The sequence below is a fragment of the Streptomyces sp. NBC_00483 genome (assembly GCF_036013745.1).
Lineage (GTDB): Bacteria > Actinomycetota > Actinomycetes > Streptomycetales > Streptomycetaceae > Streptomyces.
The window spans coordinates 621,330-642,315 of sequence record NZ_CP107880.1 but is presented as its reverse complement, the minus strand read 5'-3'; the positions used below and the strand labels follow the sequence as shown (position 1 = coordinate 642,315).

1 protein-coding gene (running past both ends of the window) is annotated in these 20,986 nt (G+C 69.1%); it reads left to right on the top strand.

All 20,986 nt of this window come from inside a single coding sequence — locus tag OHA73_RS02715, non-ribosomal peptide synthase/polyketide synthase, on the top strand. Of the gene's 41,574 coding nucleotides, 12,926 precede the window and 7,662 follow it; the stretch shown corresponds to coding positions 12,927–33,912, spanning codon 4,309 (partial) through codon 11,304 (complete); the first codon wholly inside the window starts at window position 2. Both codon boundaries (start and stop) fall beyond the window edges.

The following is a 20,986-nucleotide window of genomic DNA, read 5'->3' as shown; positions in this document are numbered from 1 at the left end:
CGCTGGTGGCGCGGGGAATGTCGCGGATGTCTATCCGTTGGCGCCGTTGCAGGAGGGGATGTTCTTCCACCACTTGATGGCGGGTGAGGGTGGGGATGTCTATCTGACGGCGCGGGTGGTGGAGTTCGACTCCCGGGCCCGGTTGGAGAGGTTCACCGGGGCGTTGCAGCAGGTGATGGACCGGCATGACATCTATCGCACGGGTGTGGTGTGGGAGGGTCTGCGTGAGCCGGTTCAGGTGGTGTGGCGGCAGGCTCAACTGCCGTTCGTGGAGCGCGAGATCGACGGCGGGTCTGCGAACCCGGCGGATGCCCTGTTGGCCGTGGTTGGGTCCGTGATGGATCTGGGGCGTGCGCCGTTGATGGATGTGCATGCGGCGGAGGTGTCCGGGGGCCGGTGGCTGGCTGTGGTGCGGATGCATCACCTGCTCCAGGACCACCTGGGTATGGACGTGCTGCTGCAGGAGCTGCGGGCGGTGCTGACCGGGCAGGCGGAACGGTTGGCGCCGGCGATGCCGTTCCGGAACTTCGTGGCGCAGACACGTGCCGTGTCCCGAGTCGAGCATGAGCGGTACTTCGCCGAGCTGCTCGGTGATGTGACCGAGCCGACCGCTCCGTACGGGGTGCTCGACGTGCACGGCGACGGCAGCACGACCTCCGAGGCAGTCGTGCCCTTCGCTGCCGATGTCACTGACGGACTGCGGCGGGTGGCGCGGGAGTTGGGGGTCAGCACGGCGACGGTGCTGCATGTGGTGTGGGCGCGCGTGCTCGGGGTGCTGTCGGGGCGTGACGACGTGGTGTTCGGCACGGTGTTGTTCGGTCGGATGAATGCCGGCGCAGGTGCTGACCGGGTGCTGGGCCCGTTCATCAACACCCTGCCGGTGCGCGTGGGGACCGGCCGGGTGGGTGTACGTGCGGCTGTTGAGGGGATGCGGGATCAGCTGGCCGGGCTGCTGGAGCACGAGCACGCGCCTTTGGCCGTGGCACAGCAGGCGAGTGGTGTCGCGGCCAATACGCCGCTGTTCACCTCTCTGTTCAACTACCGGCACGTCGATCAGGCCGAGGAGACAGCCGGGGAACGGCACGTCGACGGCATCCAGCAGGTCTCCCTCCGCGAGCGGACCAACTACCCGGTGACGGTGTCCGTCAGCGATCGAGGGGCCGCCGGACTGAGCCTGACCGTGGAAGCCGTAGCGCCGGTCGACGCTGGTGCAGTGGTTCGCCTGTTCCACACCGCGACAGAGAGCGCAGTGAGCGCCCTCGAGAGTGTGGTGGACCGGTCCGGTGATGGTGCGGATGTGGCGTTGAGTGTTGTGGATGTGGTGGGGGTTGATGAGTGGGTTCGCTTGTTGGGGTGGAACGAGCCGGCGGCTGGTGTTGTGGGTGGTTCGTTGGTGGGGTTGTTCGAGGAGCGGGTGGTGGCTGCTCCGGGTGCGGTGGCGGTGGTGGGGGATGGTGTTGCGTTGACGTTTGCCGAGTTGGATGGGGCGGCGAATCGTTTGGCGCGGTATTTGCGGGGTCGTGGTGTGGGTGTGGGGTCGTTGGTGGGGGTGGTGTTGGAGCGTGGTGTGGATGTGGTGGTGGCGTTGTTGGGGGTGTTGAAGGCGGGGGCTGGTTATGTGCCGGTGGATCCGCGTTATCCGGTGGAGCGGGTGGGGTTTGTGTTGGGGGATGCGGGTGTGGTGGGTGTGGTGACGTCTGTTGCGTGTGGTGCGGTGGTTGAGGGGTGTGTGCCGGAGGGTGCGGTGTTGGTGGTGGTGGATGAGCCGTCGGTGGCAGCGGAGCTGGCGGGGCTGGACGCTTCGGCGGTGGGGTGTGTGGTGTCGCCGGATGAGGCGGCGTATGTGATTTATACGTCGGGGTCGACGGGCCGTCCGAAGGGTGTGGTGGTCAGTCACGGGAATGTGGCGGCGCTGCTGGGGTCGGCGGGTGGGCTTTTCGGTCTGGGGCCGGGGGATGTGTGGAGTTGCTTCCACTCGGTGGCGTTCGATTTTTCGGTGTGGGAGTTGTGGGGTGCGTTGGTGCATGGGGCGCGTGTGGTGGTGGTGGGCTTTGAGGTGTCTCGTTCGCCGGGGCGGTTTGCGGAGTTGTTGGTGCGGGAGGGGGTGACGGTGCTGAGTCAGACGCCGTCGGCGATGTATCAGCTGTTGGCGGTGGATGAGTTTGTGGTGGGTGCGTTGCGGTTGGTGGTGTTTGGTGGTGAGGCCTTGGATGTGGGCCGGTTGGCGGGGTGGTGGGGGCGTGAGGGTGCTGCGGGGGTGGTGTTGGTGAATATGTATGGGATTACGGAGACGACGGTGCATGTGACGCATCGTCGGGTGGGTGTGGGGGATGGGGTGTTGGGCAGTGTGGTGGGTCGGGGGTTGCCGGGGGTGTCGGTGTTCGTGCTGGACGGGGCGCTTGGCCCGGTGCCGGTGGGTGTGGCCGGGGAGTTGTATGTGGCGGGTACGGGGGTGGCGCGCGGTTATGTAGGGCGCGCGGGGTTGACCGCGGAGCGGTTTGTGGCGTGCCCGTTCGGGGCGTCTGGTGAGCGGATGTACCGGACCGGGGATCTGGCCAAGTGGTCGGAGGACGGGCAGTTGGTGTTCGCCGGTCGGGCGGATGAGCAGGTGAAGGTGCGTGGGTTCCGGATCGAGCCGGGCGAGATCGAGGCCGTACTCGAGGAGCACGCCGAGGTGGCGCAGACCGCGGTCGTGGCGCGTGAGGATGTTCCGGGGGACAAGCGCCTGGTGACGTACGTGGTGCCTGCCGACGGCGGGATCGGTGTCGATGTCGGTGGCCTGCGGGAGTTCGCCGTGTCGCGGTTGCCGGAGCACATGGTGCCGGCCGCGTTCGTCATGTTGGACGGGCTGCCGTTGACGGTGAACGGGAAGCTGGACCGCAACGCACTGCCGGCGCCGGAGTATGTCGCGGGTAGTGGCCGTGCCCCGGCCACCGTGCAGGAGGAGATCCTGTGCGGGGTGTTCGCCGACGTGCTGGGTGTGCAGTCGGTAGGGGTCGATGATGACTTCTTCGGGCTGGGTGGGCATTCGCTATTGGCGGTGCGGTTGATCTCGCGGATCCGGGTCGTGCTGGGGGCGGAGGTCGAGGTCCGGGCGTTGTTCGAGGCGCCGACGGTGGCCGCTCTCGCGGCCCGTCTCGCTGATGGGGCTGGGGTGGCTCGGACGCCGTTGCGGGCGGTGGAGACGCGTCCGGAGCGGGTGCCGTTGTCGTTCGCGCAGCGGCGGTTGTGGTTCCTGGCCCAGTTGGAGGGGCCGAGCCCGACGTACAACATCCCCCTGGCCGTGCCGTTGACCGGCGAGGTGGATGTCACCGCGTTGAACGATGCGCTGCGAGACGTGATCGCCCGGCATGAGTCACTGCGCACGGTGTTCCCGGCCGTGGACGGTGAGCCGTATCAGCGGATTCTGGATGCGCGAGAGCTCGAGTGGCGACTCGAAGTGCGCAGCGTGGAGGCCGACGAGCTGGGCGCTGCCGTCAGCCACGCGTCGCAGTACGCGTTTGATCTGTCGGCGGAGGTGCCGATTCGGGCGTGGCTGTTCGAGGCCGGGCCGGACGAGCAGGTACTCGTGGTGGTGGTGCATCACATCGCCGGCGATGGTTGGTCGTTGGGTGTGCTGCGGCGTGAGTTCTCGCAGGCGTATGCGGCGCGGCTCAGGGGTGAGGCTCCGGTGTGGGAGCCGTTGCCGGTGCAGTACGCGGATTACGCGTTGTGGCAGAGGAAGTTGCTGGGTGCGGAGGCCGACCCGGACAGCCTGTTGTCCAAGCAAGTCGGCTACTGGCGGCAGGCGTTGGCCGGAGCACCGCAAGAGATCGCGCTGCCCGCTGATTGGCCCCGCCCTGCGGTGGCCGGTCATGTGGGACATCGGGAGCCGTTGCGCGTGTCGGGCGAGGTGCATCAGCGGGTGGTGGAGCTGGCGCGTGCCGAGGGCGTGACGGTGTTCATGGTCCTTCAGGCGGCGTTGGCGGTGACGCTGTCACGGCTCGGTGCGGGGACCGATGTGCCGATCGGGTCTGCGATCGCTGGGCGTACGGACGAGGCGCTGGATGACCTGGTCGGGTTCTTTGTGAATACGTTGGTGGTGCGGACGGATCTGTCGGGTGATCCGGAGTTCCGTGAGGTGCTGGCGCGGGTGCGGGAGGCGAGCCTTGGGGCGTTGGCGCATCAGGATGTGCCGTTCGAGCGGCTGGTGGAGGAGCTGGCGCCGGAGCGTTCGTTGTCCAGGCATCCGCTGTTCCAGGTGATGTTGACGGTAGAGGACAGCGGGCGTACGGCAGGGGAGTCGCGGGCCGCGGACGGACCGACGACGGGAGCGGCGAGGTTCGACCTCGACGTGTCGTTGTCGGAGGTGTTGGACGAGGAGGGGCGACCGGCCGGGTTGCGTGGGTCGTTGATCGCGTCGGCGGACCTGTTCGAGGCGGAGACCGCTGAGCGGTTGGCGGGCCGGTTCGGAAGGGTGCTGGAGTCGGTGACGGCGGTGCCTGATGTCCGTCTGCATGCGGTGGATGTGTTGGGTGGGGGTGAGCGGGATCGGGTTCTGGGTGAGTGGAATGACACGGCGGTTGCTGTTGATTCGGTGACGTTGCCGGAGTTGTTTGAGGTGCAGGTGGCGCGGGCTCCGGGTGCGGTGGCGGTGGTGTTTGAGGGGGTGGAGTTGTCGTATGCGGAGTTGGATGTGCGGGCGGGGCGGTTGGCGCGGTATCTGAGGTCGCGGGGTGTGGGTGCGGGGTCGACGGTGGCGGTGGTGTTGGAGCGTGGTGTCGAGTTAGTGGTTGCGCTGGTGGGGGTGTTGAAGGCGGGGGCGGCGTATGTGCCGGTGGATCCGGGGTATCCGGCGGAGCGGGTGGCGTTGTTGTTGGAGGATGCGGCGCCGGTGGTGGTGCTGGATGATGCCGGGGTGGTGGCGCGGCTGTCGACCGCTGATGCCTCGGGCGACACGTATAGGGCTGCTTCGCTGGATGTGCGGCAGCCGGCGTATGTGATTTATACGTCGGGGTCGACGGGGCGTCCGAAGGGTGTGGCGGTTTCGCATCGGAGCATCGTGAACCGGCTGGTGTGGATGCGTGATCACTTCGGTCTTGGTGCGGGTGACCGGGTGCTGCAGAAGACGCCGGTTGTTTTTGATGTGTCGGTGTGGGAGTTGCTTGGCACGTTGGTGTGGGGTGCGACGTTGGTGGTGGCGCGTCCCGGGGGGCATCGGGATCCGGGGTATGTGGCGCAGCTGGTGCGTGAGCAGGGTGTGAGTGTGCTGCATTTTGTGCCGTCGATGCTGGATGCGTTTTTGGTGTCGGGTGCGGGTGGGCTGTCGGGTGTGCGGCTTGTGGTGTGCAGTGGTGAGGCGTTGCCGTTGCAGACGCAGGTGCGGTTCTTCGAGGCGTTCGATGGTGCGGAGTTGCACAACCTGTACGGGCCGACGGAGGCGGCGGTCGATGTCACCGCGTGGGCGTGTGATCGGGGTCAGGTGGACGGGCCGGTCCCGATCGGGTCGCCGGTGGCCAATACCCGGGTGTTCGTTCTGGACGAGTTCATGGTGCCGGTGGCGCCGGGTGTGGCAGGGGAGTTGTATCTGGCGGGGGTGCAGCTGGCGCAGGGGTATGTGGGTCGTCCGTCGTTGACGGGTGAGCGGTTCGTGGCGTGCCCGTTCGGGGCGGGTTGCGGTGAGCGGATGTATCGCACCGGGGACGTGGTCAAGTGGTCTCCGGGTGGGCAGTTGGTGTTCCTGGGCCGGGCGGACGATCAGGTGAAGGTCCGCGGTTTCCGGATCGAGCCGGGTGAGATCGAGGCAGTGCTGTCGGCGCATCCGGAGGTGGCTCAGGTCGCGGTGTTGGCGCGCGAGGACGTTCCGGGGGATCTGCGGCTGGTCGCCTATGTGGTCGCTGCCGGCCAGGAGGTGGGCGGGTTGCGGGAGTTCGTCTCGTCACGGCTGCCGGAGTACATGGTGCCGGCCGCGTTCGTCCCGCTCGACGAGCTCCCGTTGACGGTGAACGGAAAGCTGGACCGCAAAGCACTACCCGCGCCGGAATATGTAGCGGGTGGTGGCCGGGGGCCGGCGACCGTGCAGGAAGAAATCCTGTGCGGGGCCTTCGCCGACGTCCTTGGGCTGGAGACGGCCGTCGGCGTCGACGACGACTTCTTCCGGCTCGGCGGGCACTCACTCCTCGCGGTGCGGTTGGTGTCGCGGATCCGTGCCGTGCTCGGGGTCGAGCTGCCGCTGCGCACGCTGTTCGAGGCGCCGACGGTGGCCGCTCTCGCCGCTCGCCTGACCGAGGCGGGGCAGGCTCGGACGCCGTTGCGGGCTGCGGAGAGCAGGCCGGAGCGGGTGCCGCTCTCGTTCGCTCAGCGCCGGCTGTGGTTCCTGGATCAACTGGAGGGCCCGAGCCCGACGTACAACATCCCCATGGTGGTGTCGCTGGGCGGCGAGGTGGATGTCGCCGCGCTGGATGCCGCGCTGCGTGACGTGATCGGTCGGCACGAGTCGCTGCGCACGCTCTTCCCGGCCATCGATGGTGAGCCCTGCCAACGCATCCTCGACCCGCGGAACCTGGACTGGAACCTCGACGTGTCGCGAGTGGCGTCCGAGGGCCTGGGCGAGGCGGTGGCGCAGGCCTCGCGGTACACGTTCGCGCTGGCTTCCGAACTGCCCATCCGGGCGTGGTTGTTCGAGGCCGGGGCGGATGATCGGACGCTGGTCGTGGTGGTGCATCACATCGCCGGCGACGGCTGGTCGTTGGGTGTGCTGCGGCGTGAGTTCTCGGAGGCGTATGAGGCGCGGCGGCTGCGTGGCGAGGCCCCCACGTGGGAGCCGTTGCCGGTGCAGTACGCGGATTACGCGTTGTGGCAGCGGGAGTTGCTGGGGGAGGAGTCGGACCCGGGCAGCCTGTTGTCGGAGCAAGTGAATTACTGGCGGCAGGAGTTGGCTGGTGCGCCGGAGGAACTGGTGCTGCCGGTGGATCGGGCGCGTCCTGCGGTGGCGAGCCATGTGGGGCGTCGGGTGCCGTTGCGGGTGTCGGGCGAGGTGCATCAGCGGGTGGTGGAGCTGGCGCGCGCCGAGGGTGTGACGGTGTTCATGGTGGCTCAGGCGGCGTTGGCGGTTGCACTGTCTCGTCTTGGTGCGGGGACGGATGTCCCGGTCGGGTCGCCGATCGCTGGGCGTACGGACGAGGCGCTGGATGACCTGGTCGGGTTCTTCGTGAATACGTTGGTGGTGCGGACGGATCTGTCGGGTGATCCGGAGTTCCGTGAGGTGCTGGGGCGGGTGCGTGAGGCGAGTCTGGGTGCTCTGGCGCATCAGGATGTGCCGTTCGAGCGGCTGGTGGAGGAGTTGGCGCCGGAGCGTTCGTTGTCCAGGCATCCGCTGTTCCAGGTGATGTTGACGGTAGAGGACAGCGGGCGTACGGCAGGGGAGTCGCGGGCCGCGGACGGACCGACGACGGGAGCGGCGAGGTTCGACCTCGACGTGTCGTTGTCGGAGGTGTTGGACGAGGAGGGGCGTCCGGCCGGGTTGCGTGGGTCGTTGATCGCGTCTGCGGATCTGTTCGATGTGGGCTCGGCCGAGGTGATGGTCGAGAGGTACGTGCGGGTGCTGGAGTCGGTGACGGCGACGCCTGACATCCGGCTGCACGCGGTGGATGTGGTGGGTGCCGATGAGCGTGACGTGGTGTTGCGGCAGTGGAACGACACGGCGACCGCCATTGATTCGCTGACCGTGCCTGAACTGTTCGAGGCGCAGGCGCTTGCGATTCCCAGTGCGGTGGCGGTGGTGTCGGACGGCATTGAGGTGTCGTATGGCGAGTTGGATGTGTGGGCGAATCGGCTGGCGCATTGGTTGCGTGGCCGGGGTGTGGGTGCGGAGTCGGTGGTGGGGCTTCGTCTGCCGCGTGGCGCGGAGATGGTCGCCGCGATTCTTGGTGTGTGGAAGGCGGGGGCGGCTTACGTGCCCGTAGATGGGGAACTGCCGCTTGAACGGGCGGAGTTCGTCCTGGCGGATGCCGGTGTGGGTGTGGTGGTGGACGCGAATGTCCTCGACGAGCTGGCGGAGTACCCAGACACCGCGCCCGGAGCGCCCCCGGTTCCGTCGGGGTTGGCGTATGTGATCTATACGTCCGGGTCGACCGGAACGCCGAAGGGTGTGGCTGTCTCGCATGGTTCGTTGGTGAATCTGGTGTCGGTGTTTGGGCCGGTGATGGGTGCGGGTCCGGGTGTGGGTGTGTTGCAGTTCGCGTCGTTCAGTTTTGATGCGTCGGTGTTGGATGTGGCGGTGGCGTTGTCGTCGGGTGCGACGTTGTGGGTGGCGTCGGAGGAGCAGCGTGAAGAGCCCGGGCGGCTGGTGGAGTTGACCGGGGTACAGGCGGCGAGTGTGGTGCCGTCCCTGTTGGGAGTTCTGGAGCCGCAGGATCTGTCGCAGGTGGAGACCCTGCTGGTGGGTGCCGAGGCGATCGGTGAGTCGGCGGCGCGGGCGTGGTCTGCGGGGCGTCGGCTCGTGAACACGTACGGGCCGACCGAGGCCACGGTGATGGTGGCGGCCGAAGTGGTCGACGCGGATCGGTCTGGCCCCGTGCCGTTCGGGCGGCCGGTCGCCAACACCCGTCTGTACGCGCTGGACGAGACATTGCAGCCGGTGCCCGTCGGAGTGGCCGGGGAGCTGTATATCGGCGGGACGCAGCTTGCGCGCGGGTATGTGGGTCGCGCGGGGCTGACCGGGGAGCGATTCGTGGCCTGCCCGTTCGGTTCCGCCGGTGAGCGGATGTACCGGACCGGGGACGTGGCCAAGTGGACCGCGGACGGTCAACTGGTCTTCGCCGGCCGCTCCGATGAGCAGGTCAAGGTGCGCGGGTTCCGGATCGAGCCGGGCGAGATCGTGGCCGTGTTGGAAGCCCGTGCCGAGGTGGCGCAGGCCGCGGTGATCGCGCGGGAGGACGTTCCGGGCGACAAGCGCCTGGTCGCGTACGCGGTGCCTGCCGACAGCGAGACAGGCCTCGACGCCGGCGTGCTGCGGGATGTGGTGGCGTCGAGGCTGCCGGAGTACATGGTCCCGGCTGCGTTCGTGACGCTGGACGAGCTGCCGCTGACCGCCAACGGCAAGCTCGACCGCAAGGTCCTGCCGGTGCCGGAGTATGCCGCGAATGGCGGCCGCGGGCCGGCTACGGTGCAGGAGGAGATCCTCTGCGCGGCCTTCGCGGATGTCCTGGGTCTGGAATCGGTGGGCGTCGACGACGACTTCTTCGGGCTGGGCGGGCATTCGCTGTTGGCGGTGTCGTTGGTGGAGCGGCTGCGGGCCCGTGGTGTGTCGGTGTCGGTGCGGGCGCTGTTCGAGGCGTCGACGCCGGCCGGGCTGGCCAGGGCCACGGGCATCGGAACAGTGGACGTGCCGGACAATCCGATCCCGGTCGGTGCGGAGCGGATCACGCCGGAGATGTTGCCGCTGGTCGAGCTGTCGCAGCAGGAGATCGACCGGGTGGTCGCGGCCGTCGACGGCGGAGCGGCGAACGTGGCGGACATCTATCCGCTGGCACCACTGCAAGAAGGCCTGCTCTTCCATCACCTGATGGCCGACGAAGGGGGCGACGTCTATCTGACGGCGCGGGTGGTGGAGTTCGACTCCCGGGCCCGTCTGGACGCTTTCGTCGGAGCGTTGCAGCAGGTCGTGGACCGGCACGACATCTACCGCACGGGTGTGGTGTGGGAGGGGCTGCGTGAGCCGGTTCAGGTGGTGTGGCGCCAGGCTCAACTGCCGTTCGTAGAACACACCTTGGATGCCGACGCGGACGAGTCTGCCGGCGCGTCGGAGCGCTTGATCGCACTGGCAGGGGCGATGCTGAACCTTGACCGTGCGCCGCTGATGGATGTGCATGCGGCGGAGGTGCCCGAGGGCCGCTGGCTGGCTGTCGTACGGATGCATCACCTGCTCCAGGACCACCTGGGCATGGACGTACTGCTGCAAGAACTGCGGGCGGTACTCACGGGCAACGCGCACGAGCTGGCGCCGGCGATGCCGTTCCGGAACTTCGTGGCGCAGACACGTGCCGTGCCCCGGGCCGAGCATGAGCGGTACTTCGCCGAGCTGCTCGGTGATGTCACCGAGCCGACCGTCCCGTACGGAGTGCTCGACGTACACGGTGACGGCAGCGGGGTGACCGAGGCAGTCGTGCCCATCGCCGCCGATGTCACCGACGGACTGCGGCGCGTGGCACGGGAGTTGGGGGTCAGCACGGCGACGGTGCTGCATGTGGTGTGGGCGCGCGTGCTCGGGGTGCTGTCGGGGCGTGACGACGTGGTGTTCGGCACGGTGCTGTTCGGCCGGATGAATGCCGGCGCAGGAGCTGACCGGGTGCTGGGCCCGTTCATGAACACCCTGCCGGTACGGGTACGGACCGGCAGGGTCGGAGTGCGGGCCACGGTCGAGGGGATGCGGGAGCAGCTGGCGGGACTGCTGGAGCATGAGCACGCTCCACTGGCGGTGGCGCAGCAGGCCAGCGGGATCGCGGGAGACACCCCGCTGTTCACCTCGCTGTTCAACTACCGGCACATCACCGGCACTTCCGAAGACCCGACCGGTGGGGAACAGACCGGCCGCCGGCCGATGGAAGGCATCCGCAACGTTCTCGTCCGGGAGCGCACCAACTACCCGGTGACGGTCTCGGTCAACGACTTCGGCGGCGCCGGAATGAGCGTGAGCCTGCTGGCGGCCGATGGCATCGACCCACAGGTGGTGGGCCGTTCGCTCCGCACCGCACTGGCGAACGTGGTCGACGAACTCGCGACGGCGCTGGACGGTGGCCCGGACACCCTGCTGACCGCGGTGGCCGTCCTGGATTCGGGGGAGCGGGACCAGGCGCTCGTCGAGTGGAACGACACCGCGGTCGAAGGAGCCCTGAGGTCGGTCCCGGATCTGTTCGAGGCGCAGGTGGCGCGGACGCCGGACGCGCCGGCGCTGGTGGGGTCCGGGTTCACACTGAGCTTCGCGGAGCTGGACGAGCGTGCCAATCGCCTCGGGCGGTATCTGTCCGGCCGGGGAGTGGGACCGGAGGCGGCGGTCGCTGTGGCCGTGGACGGCGGCGCCGAGCTGATCGTGGCGTGGCTGGGGATTCTCAAGGCGGGCGGCGCGTACGTACCGGTCAACACCGAATATCCGGCCGAGCGGATCTCGTTCATGCTGTCCGACTCCGCGGCCGTCGCGGTGGTGGCCACCGGATCCGCGCGCGCCGCCTTCGAGGGACTCGACGTGCCGGTGGTGGAGCTGGACGATCCCGCCACGGCCCGCGAACTCGCCGGTCTTGACGGTGGCCCGCTGCCGCGTCAGCTGCGCCCCGAGCATCCGGTGCAGATCATCTACACCTCCGGGTCCACCGGTGTGCCCAAGGGCGTGGTCATCCTGCACCAAGGCGTCGACCGGGTGGCGCGGCATGTGGGGGTGACCGCGGGGGACGTGGTGAGCCAGCTGGCCTCGGTGTCGTTCGACGCGAGCACCTTGGAGGTCTGGGGTGCGCTGCTGAACGGCGCGACACTGGCGCTTCCTGAGCAGGGCGAGCTGTCGGTGGCGGAGCTGGGCGACTTCGTGTCCGCTCACCGGGTGACCACCGCGTGGCTGACGGCCGGGCTGTTCCACGAGGTGGTGGACGCCGACATCCAGGTTCTCGCCGGTCTGCGTGAGGTGTGGGCCGGCGGTGACGTGCTCTCTCCCGCGCACTGCGACCGTGTGACGGGCGAACTGCCGCGGACCGCGCTGACGAACGTGTACGGCCCGACCGAGTGCACGGTGTTCACCACGACGCACCCGGTGGCCGGCCCGGGAGACGGGCGGGGTGTGCCCATCGGGAGTCCCGTGGCGGCCAGCCGGGTCTACGTTCTGGACGCGTCGCTGAACCCGGTGCCGGTGGGTGTGCCCGGGGAGCTCTACACGGCCGGGGCCGGGCTGGCCCGCGGGTATGTGGGACGGCCGGGATTCACCGCCGAGCGCTTCGTCGCCTGCCCGTTCGAGCCCGGGGAGCGGATGTACCGGACCGGCGACCAGGCCGTGTGGCGCCAGGACGGCGTGCTGTCGTTCGTGGGCCGGGTGGATCAGCAGGTGAAGATCCGCGGAATGCGGATCGAGCTGGGCGAGGTCCAGAGCGCGCTCGCCGGGCATCCGGCAGTGGGCCGGGCCGAGGTGATCGTCCGCGAGGACGTCCCGGGCGACAAGAGGCTGGTGGCCTACGCGGCGCTCACCGAGGACGCGGACATATCGGCGGAGTCCCTGCTGGAGTCGTTGGCCGAGACGCTGCCCGCCCATCTGGTGCCCTCGACGGTGGTGCTGCTCGAACGCTTCCCGCTGACCGTGAACGGAAAGGTGGACCGCTCGGCCCTGCCCGCTCCCGACTATGCGGCCATGGGTGTGTCCGAGCGCCGCGCGCCGGCCACGGTGCAGGAGGAGATCCTGTGCGGGGTGTTCGCGGATGTGCTGGCGCTGGAGTCGGTGGGGGTCGACGACGACTTCTTCCGGTTGGGCGGACACTCGCTGCTGGCCGCCCGGCTGGTGTCGCGGATCCGCACGATTCTGGGTGTCGAGCTGCCGCTGCGGGCGCTGTTCGAGGCACCGACGGTGGCCGGTCTCGCGACGCGGTTGGCCGAGGCGGCGCAGGCTCGGACGCCGTTGCGGGCGGTGGAGACGCGTCCGGAGCGGGTGCCGTTGTCGTTCGCGCAGCGGCGGTTGTGGTTCCTGGCTCAATTGGAGGGACCGAGCCCGACGTACAACATCCCCACGGTCGTGTCACTGACCGGCGAGGTGGACGTCGCCGCGCTGGGTGCGGCACTGCGTGATGTGATCGCCCGGCATGAGTCGCTGCGCACACTGTTCCCGGCGGTGAACGGCGAGCCCTACCAGCGGATCCTCGATGCCCGGGAACCGCACGGGGACCTGCGAGTCGAGCCGGTGGCACCCGCGGGACTGGACGCGGCCGTGCGGCAGGCCACGCAGCACACGTTCGATCTGTCGGCGGAGCTGCCGATCCGGGCGTGGCTGTTCGAGGCCGGGCCGGATGAGCGGGTGCTCGTCGTGGTGGTGCATCACATCGCCAGCGACGGTTGGTCGACCGCTCCGTTGGCGCGGGACCTGTCGGTCGCGTATGCCGCGCGGTCGCAGGGCGAGGCTCCGGTGTGGGAGCCGTTGCCAGTGCAGTACGCCGACTACACCCTGTGGCAGCGGGAGTTGCTGGGTGAGGAGTCGGAGCCGGGCGGTCTACTGTCGGAGCAGGTGGAGTACTGGCGCCACGCGTTGGCCGGGGTGCCGGAGGAGATCGCGCTGCCGGTGGACCGGACGCGTCCTGCGGTGGCGAGTCATGTGGGGCATCGGGTGCCGTTGCGGGTGTCGGCCGAGGTGCATCAGCGGGTGGTGGAACTGGCGCGTGCCGAGGGTGTGACGGTGTTCATGGTTCTTCAGGCGGCGTTGGCGGTGACGCTGTCACGGCTCGGTGCGGGGACCGATGTGCCGATCGGCTCCGCGATCGCGGGACGTACTGACGAGGCGCTGGACGATCTCGTCGGGTTCTTCGTGAATACGTTGGTGGTGCGGACGGATCTGTCGGGTGATCCGGAGTTCCGTGAGGTGCTGGCTCGGGTGCGTGAGGCGAGTCTGGGTGCTCTGGCGCATCAGGATGTGCCGTTCGAGCGGCTGGTGGAGGAGCTCGCGCCGGAGCGGTCGCTGTCCCGGCACCCGCTGTTCCAGGTGATGCTGACCCTGCAGAACACCGACGGCGCCAGGCTGGAGCTGGCCGGTGCCCGTGTCGGTGCCGGGGCGCCGGCGGCCGGTGTGTCCACGGCGTCGGTGAAGTTCGATTTCGATGTGTCGCTGGTTGAGGTGCTGGACGAGGAAGGCCGTCCGGCCGGGCTGCGGGGGTCGCTCATCGCGTCGGCGGACCTGTCCGAGGTGGAGACCGCCGAACGCCTGACGAGCTGGTTCGCCCGGGTGTTGGAACACGTGACGGCGGCGCCCGACGTGCGGCTGCATGCGGTCGACGTCATTGATGCGGCTGAACGGGACCAGGTGCTCGTCGGATGGAATGACACCGCGGCCGCAGGCCCGGCGGACACCGTCATCGAGCTCTTCGGCCAACGGGCGGACGCCGCACCGGATGCGGTGGCAGTGGTGGCCGACGGGGTCGAGCTGTCCTACGGCGAATTGGACGCGGCAGCGAATCGGCTGGCGCACTGGCTGCGTGGGATGGGTGTGGGCCCGCAGACCGTGGTGGGCGTGTGCCTGCCGCGCGGGGCCGAGTTGGTGACGGCGATCCTCGGGGTGTGGAAGGCGGGAGCGGCGTACCTGCCGATTGACCGTCAACTGCCCGGCGAGCGTGTGGAGTTCATGCTCGGCGACGGCGGTGTGCAGCTCGTGGTGGCGGACCACTCGGCGACCGAGGGCCTGGCCGAAGCGCTGAGCGGCGTGCCGGTTGTGTGGCTCGACGATTCGCAGCTGCAGGCACAGTTGGAAGAGCTGCCGACGAGCCCGCCGACGGTGACGGTGACACCGATGGAAGTGGCGTATGTGATCTATACGTCGGGTTCGACGGGTGTGCCGAAGGGTGTGGCGGCGACCCACGGCGGGGCGCTGAACCTGGCGACCGCGCAGATCGAGCGGTTCGCGGTGGAACGTGACTCGCGGGTGTTGCAGTTCGCGTCGATCGGTTTCGATGCGGCGGTGTCCGAGGTGCTGATGGCGCTGTGCTCCGGTGCGGCTTTGGTGGTGGCTTCGGCCGATGAACTGCTGCCGGGTGGTGGGTTGGTGGAGGTCGTGGCGCGGCACTCCGTCACGCATGCGACGTTGCCGCCGGCGGTGCTGGGCGCTCTCGACGCCGACACCGACCTGGACTCGCTGACCACGCTCGTATCTGCGGGTGAGGCCCTGGATACAGGCCTGGTGGAGCGGTGGGCTTCGGGTCGTCGGCTGATCAACGCCTACGGTCCGACGGAGATCACCGTGTGTGCGTCGATGTCGCAACCACTGACGCCGGGGGATAAGCCGACGATCGGCACACCGATCGCCAACGGCCGCTTGTTCGTGCTGGATGAGGCGCTGAAGCCGGTGCCGGTGGGTGTTGCGGGTGAGCTGTATGTGGCGGGTGCCGGTGTGGCACGTGGCTATGTGGGCCGTGCGGGGCTGACGGGTGAGCGGTTCGTGGCCTGCCCGTTCGGGTCGCCGGGTGAGCGGATGTATCGGACCGGGGACGTGGCGAAGTGGACTGCGGACGGTCAGCTGGTCTTCGGCGGCCGGGCCGATGAGCAGGTCAAGGTGCGCGGGTTCCGGATCGAGCCGGGCGAGATCGAGGCCGTGCTGCTGTCGCGGCCGGACGTCGGACAGGCCGCGGTGATCGCACGCGAGGACGCTCCGGGCGACAAGCGCCTGGTCGCCTACGTGGTGGCCGCGGACGCAGGGCTCGACACGGATGCCCTGCGGGACGTGGTGGCGTCGCGGCTGCCGGAGTACATGGTCCCGGCCGCGTTCGTGACGCTGGACGAGTTGCCGCTGACGGTCAACGGCAAGCTCGACCGCAGGGCCCTGCCCGCGCCGGAGTACGTCACGGGTGCGGGCCGTGCCCCGGCCACCGTGCAGGAGGAGATCCTCTGCGCGGTGTTCGCCGAGGTGCTCGGCGTGGAGTCGGTCGGCGTCGACGACAACTTCTTCCGGCTGGGCGGGCATTCGCTGTTGGCGGTGTCGTTGGTGGAGCGGCTGCGGGCGCGGGGTGTGTCGGTGTCGGTGCGGGCGCTGTTCGAGGCGTCGACACCGGCCGGGCTGGCGAGGGCGTCCGGTGCCGAAGCGGTTGAGGTGCCCGAGAACCTGATCCCGGTCGGCGCGGAGCGGATCACGCCGGAGATGTTGCCGCTGGTCGAGCTGTCGCAGCAGGAGATCGACCGGGTGGTCGCGGCGGTCGACGGTGGAGCGTCGAACGTGGCGGACATCTATCCGCTGGCGCCGTTGCAGGAGGGGATGTTCTTCCACCACCTGATGGCGGGTGAGGGCGGCGACGTCTATCTGACGGCGCGGGTGGTGGAGTTCGACTCCCGGGCCCGGCTGGACACATTCGTCGGTGCCTTGCAGCAGGTCGTGGACCGGCACGACATCTATCGCACGGGTGTGGTGTGGGAGGGCCTGCGCGAGCCGGTTCAGGTGGTGTGGCGGCAGGCTCAACTGCCGGTCTTCGAGCACGTCTTCGAGGAGGACGTGGCTGCCGCGGGACCCGAAGGATGGATGGAGGGCCTGACCGCCCTGGCGGGATCGGTGATGAACCTCGACCGTGCGCCGCTGACGGACCTGCATGTGGCCGAGGTCGAGGAAGGCCGTTGGCTGGGTGTGATGCGGATGCATCATCTGCTGCAGGACCACCTGGGCGTGGACATGATGCTGCAGGAGCTGCGGGAGATCCTGGCCGGGCGTCCCGAGGAGCTGAGGCCCGCACTGCCGTTCCGGAACTTCGTGGCGCAGATGCGGTCGGTGCCCCGGGCCGAGCACGAGCGGTACTTCGCCGAGCTGCTCGGTGATGTGACCGAGCCGACCGCCCCGTACGGGGTGCTCGACGTGCGCGGCGACGGCAGCGACGTGGCGGTCGAGAGCCTGCCGATCTCCGACGAGGTCGTGGACACGCTCCGGCAGGTGACACGGCAGATGGGGGTGAGCCCTGCCACCGTGATGCACGTGGTGTGGGCGCGCGTGCTGGCCGTGCTGTCGGGCCGCGACGACGTGGTTTTCGGCACGGTGCTGCTCGGACGCATGACGGCAGGCGCGGGAGCCGACCGCGTCGTGGGCCCGTTCATCAACAGCCTCCCGGTGCGGGTGCGGACCCGCCGGGCGGGGGTGCGGGCCGCGGTCGAGGACATGCGGGACCAGTTGGCGGCGCTGCTGGAGCACGAGCACGCCCCGCTGGCGCTGGCCCAGCAGGCCAGCGGGATCGCGGGCGACACCCCGCTGTTCACCTCGCTCTTCAACTACCGCCCCGCCGACCAGGAATCGGACGCCGGGGAGCAGCGATCGATCGACGGCGTCCGGTACGTCTTCGAACGGGACAAGACCAACTACCCGTTGGCCGTTGCCGTCAATGACAACGGTGCGGCTGGTATGCGCGTCAGTGTGCTGGCCGTCGACCCCATCGATTCGCTTGAGGTCTGCCGTCTGTGGTGCACCGCGATCGAGAACGCGGTCGGCGCACTGGCAGGCACGGTGCACGGCGGACCCGACGTACCGCTCGCTGCCGTGAGCGTGCTCGATCAGCTAGCGCGCGAACGGATGCTCGTGGGCTGGAACGACACCGCCGCCGGTGACCAGGACGGCACCGTCGTGGAGGTGTTCGGACGGCAGGTGGCCGCCGTCCCTGACGCTCCTGCCGTCATCGCAGGCCAGGATGTCCTCACGTACCGCGAGCTGGACGTCGCGTCGAATCGCTTGGCGCACTTCCTGCGCGGTCTGGGCGTGGGGCCGGAGGTGGTGGTCGGGCTCTGCCTGCCGCGCGGCGCGCGGATGGTCACCGCGGTGCTGGGAATCCTCAAGGCCGGAGCGGCCTATCTGCCGATGGACGTGGCGCATCCGGCGGAGCGGATCGGGTTCATGGTGGCCGACAGCCGCATACCGGTCCTGCTCGGTGTCGAGGATGTGCTGGACGAACTGCCGTTGCGCGGCGTCATGCCGGTGGCGTTGGACGGCCGGCACGTCGAGGCGCAGATGGCGGCCATGCCGGAGACTGCTCCTGGTGTGTTCGTGGATGCGGCCGGGGTGGCGTATGTGATCTATACGTCGGGTTCGACGGGTGTGCCGAAGGGTGTGGCGGCGACCCACGGCGGGGCGCTGAACCTGGCGACCGCGCAGATCGAGCGGTTTGTGGTGGAGCCGGGTTCTCGGGTGTTGCAGTTCGCGTCGATCGGTTTCGATGCGGCGGTGTCCGAGGTGCTGATGGCGCTGTGCTCCGGTGCGGCTTTGGTGGTGGCTTCGGCCGATGAACTGCTGCCGGGTGGTGGGTTGGTGGAGGTCGTGGCGCGGCACTCCGTCACGCATGCGACGTTGCCGCCGGCGGTGCTGGGCGCTCTCGACGCCGACACCGACCTGGACTCGCTGACCACGCTCGTATCTGCGGGTGAGGCCCTGGATACAGGCCTGGTGGAGCGGTGGGCTTCGGGTCGTCGGCTGATCAACGCCTACGGTCCGACGGAGATCACCGTGTGTGCGTCGATGTCTCAGCCGCTGACACCGGGAGGCGTGCCGACGATCGGTACGCCGACTGCCAACACACACCTGTACGTTCTCGATGAGATGCTCACGCCTGTTCCGGCGGGTGTGACGGGCGAGCTGTACGTGGCCGGAGCCGGTGTTGCACGTGGCTACGTCGGCCGGCCCGGTCTGACGGGTGAGCGGTTCGTGGCCTGCCCGTTCGGAGCGTCCGGGGCGCGGATGTACCGGACTGGGGACGTGGTGCGGTGGACGGCCGATGGGCAGTTGGTGTTCGTCGGGCGCACCGACGAACAGGTCAAGATCCGCGGGTTCCGCATCGAGCCCGGTGAGATCGAGGCCGTCCTGTCGGCGCACTCGGAGGTGGCGCAGGCCGCGGTGCTGGCACGGGAGGACATCCCCGGTGACAAGCGGCTGGTCGCCTACGTCGTCCCCGCCGACGGTGACACGGAAGCGATCGGCGACGGCATACGGGACTTCGCCGCGTCGCGGTTGCCCGAGTACATGCTCCCCGCCGCGTTCGTCACCCTGACCGAGCTGCCGCTGACAGTCAACGGCAAGCTCGACCACAAGGCCCTGCCGGCCCCCGCGTACGCCGGCGCGGCCGGGGCCGGGCGGGGACCCTCGACCGCGCAGGAAGAGATCCTGTGCGGGGTGTTCGCCGAGGTACTGGGCCTGGAGTCGGTCGGCGTCGAGGACGGCTTCTTCGACCTGGGCGGCCACTCGCTGCTCGCGGTACGGCTGATCTCGCGGATCCGTGTCGTACTCGGCGTGGAGGTCGAGGTCAGGACTTTGTTCGAGGTCCCGACCGTGGCCGGTCTTGCCACCCGCCTGGCCGACGCGGGGCAGGCTCGGACACCGCTGCAGACGGCGGGGGTGCGCCCCGATCGAGTGCCGTTGTCGTTCGCGCAGCGGCGGCTGTGGTTCCTGGCCCAGTTGGAAGGGCCGAGCCCGACCTACAACCTCCCTGCGGTCGTCCGGCTGGCGGGGGACGTGGAACCCGCTGCGCTGGGTGCGGCGCTGCGGGATGTGATCGGGCGGCACGAGTCGCTGCGAACGGTCTTCCCGGCCGTCGATGGTGAGCCGTACCAGCGGATCCTCGACCCGCAGGGCCTGGACTGGGAACTCGACGTGCTCCAGGTGGAGCCCGGGCGGCTGGCCGAGGCCGTGGAGCAGGCGACGCGGTATGTGTTCGACCTGTCGGTGGAAGTGCCCATCCGTGCGTGGCTGTTCGCGTCGGGGGACGAGCATGTGCTCGTGGTGGTGGTGCACCATATCGCCGGTGACGGCTGGTCGATGGCACCGCTGGGCCGGGACCTCTCCGCGGCGTACGCGGCCCGGCTGACGGGGCAGGCCCCTGACTGGGAGCCGCTGCCGGTGCAGTACGCGGATTACGCTTCGTGGCACCGGGAGTTGCTGGGCGAGGAGTCCGATCCCGGCAGTCTCCTGTCGGAGCAGGTGGAGTACTGGAGGTCGGCGCTGGCAGGAGCGCCGGAGGAGCTGGCATTGCCTGCGGACCGGCCGCGCCCGGCAGTGGCCGGCCACACAGGTCACCAGATGCCGTTGGAGGTGTCGGCAGCGGCGCACCGGCGGGTGGTGGAGCTGGCACGGGCCGAGGGCACCACGGTGTTCATGGTGCTGCAGGCGGCGCTCGCGGTGATGCTGTCGCGGCTGGGAGCGGGGACGGACATTCCGGTGGGGTCGGCGGTGGCGGGTCGCACCGACGAGGCGCTCAACGACCTGGTCGGGTTCTTCGTGAACACGTTGGTGATCCGTACGGACCTGTCGGGGGACCCGGAGTTCCGGCAGGTGCTGGGGCGGGTACGGGAGGTGAACCTGGACGCGCTGACCCATCAGGACGTGCCGTTCGAGCGTCTGGTGGAGGAGCTGGCACCGTCGCGGTCGCTGGCCCGGCACCCGCTGTTCCAGGTGATGCTGACCGTGCAGAACGTCGATCGGGCGACGCTGGCGTTGCCCGGGGCGGTCGCCAGTTCCGGAGGATCGGCAACGGGTGACGTCGCGACGGCGTCGGCGAGGTTCGACCTCGATCTGTCGTTGTCGGAGATGCTCGACGAGCATGGACGTCCCGCGGGGCTGCGGGGTGCGTTGAACGCGTCGGCGGACCTGTTCCACGCCGAGACGGCGCAACGGATGGCCGGCTGGTTCGTCCGGGTGCTGGAGGCGGTCACCGAGACACCTGACGTTCAGGTGCGCATGGTGGAGCTGCTCGCCGACGACGAGCGCGACCTGGTGCTCCAGCAGTGGAATGCCACGACAGAAGCGATGCCGGACCGAAGTGTTCTGGAGCTCTTCCTGCGACGCGTGGAGCTCTCCCCGGACGCGGTGGCCATGGTCGCCGACGGGGCCGCACTCACCTATGCGCAACTGAACGCGAACGTCGACAGGCTCGCGGGCCGACTGCGCGACGTGAACGTGGGCCCGGAGTCGGTGGTGGGGCTGTGCCTGCCACAGGGCGCCCAGATGATCACCGCGATTCTGGCCGTCTGGCGTGCAGGGGCGGCGTATCTGCCGATTGACGCGCAACTCCCGCTGGAACGCTTGCAGTTCATGCTCACCGATTGCGCTGTGCGGATCGTCCTCGTGGATCGTGAGATCGGTGCGGATCTGCCGTTCGAGGCGGCGGGTGTGCCGGTGGCGTGGATCGACGAATGGTGGAACGCCCCGGACACGGAGACGGTGACACCGCCCGTCGTGGATGCCGCCGGGTTGGCGTATGTGATGTATACGTCGGGGTCGTCGGGGGTGCCGAAGGGTGTGGCGGTGACGCATGGGTCGCTGGCCAAT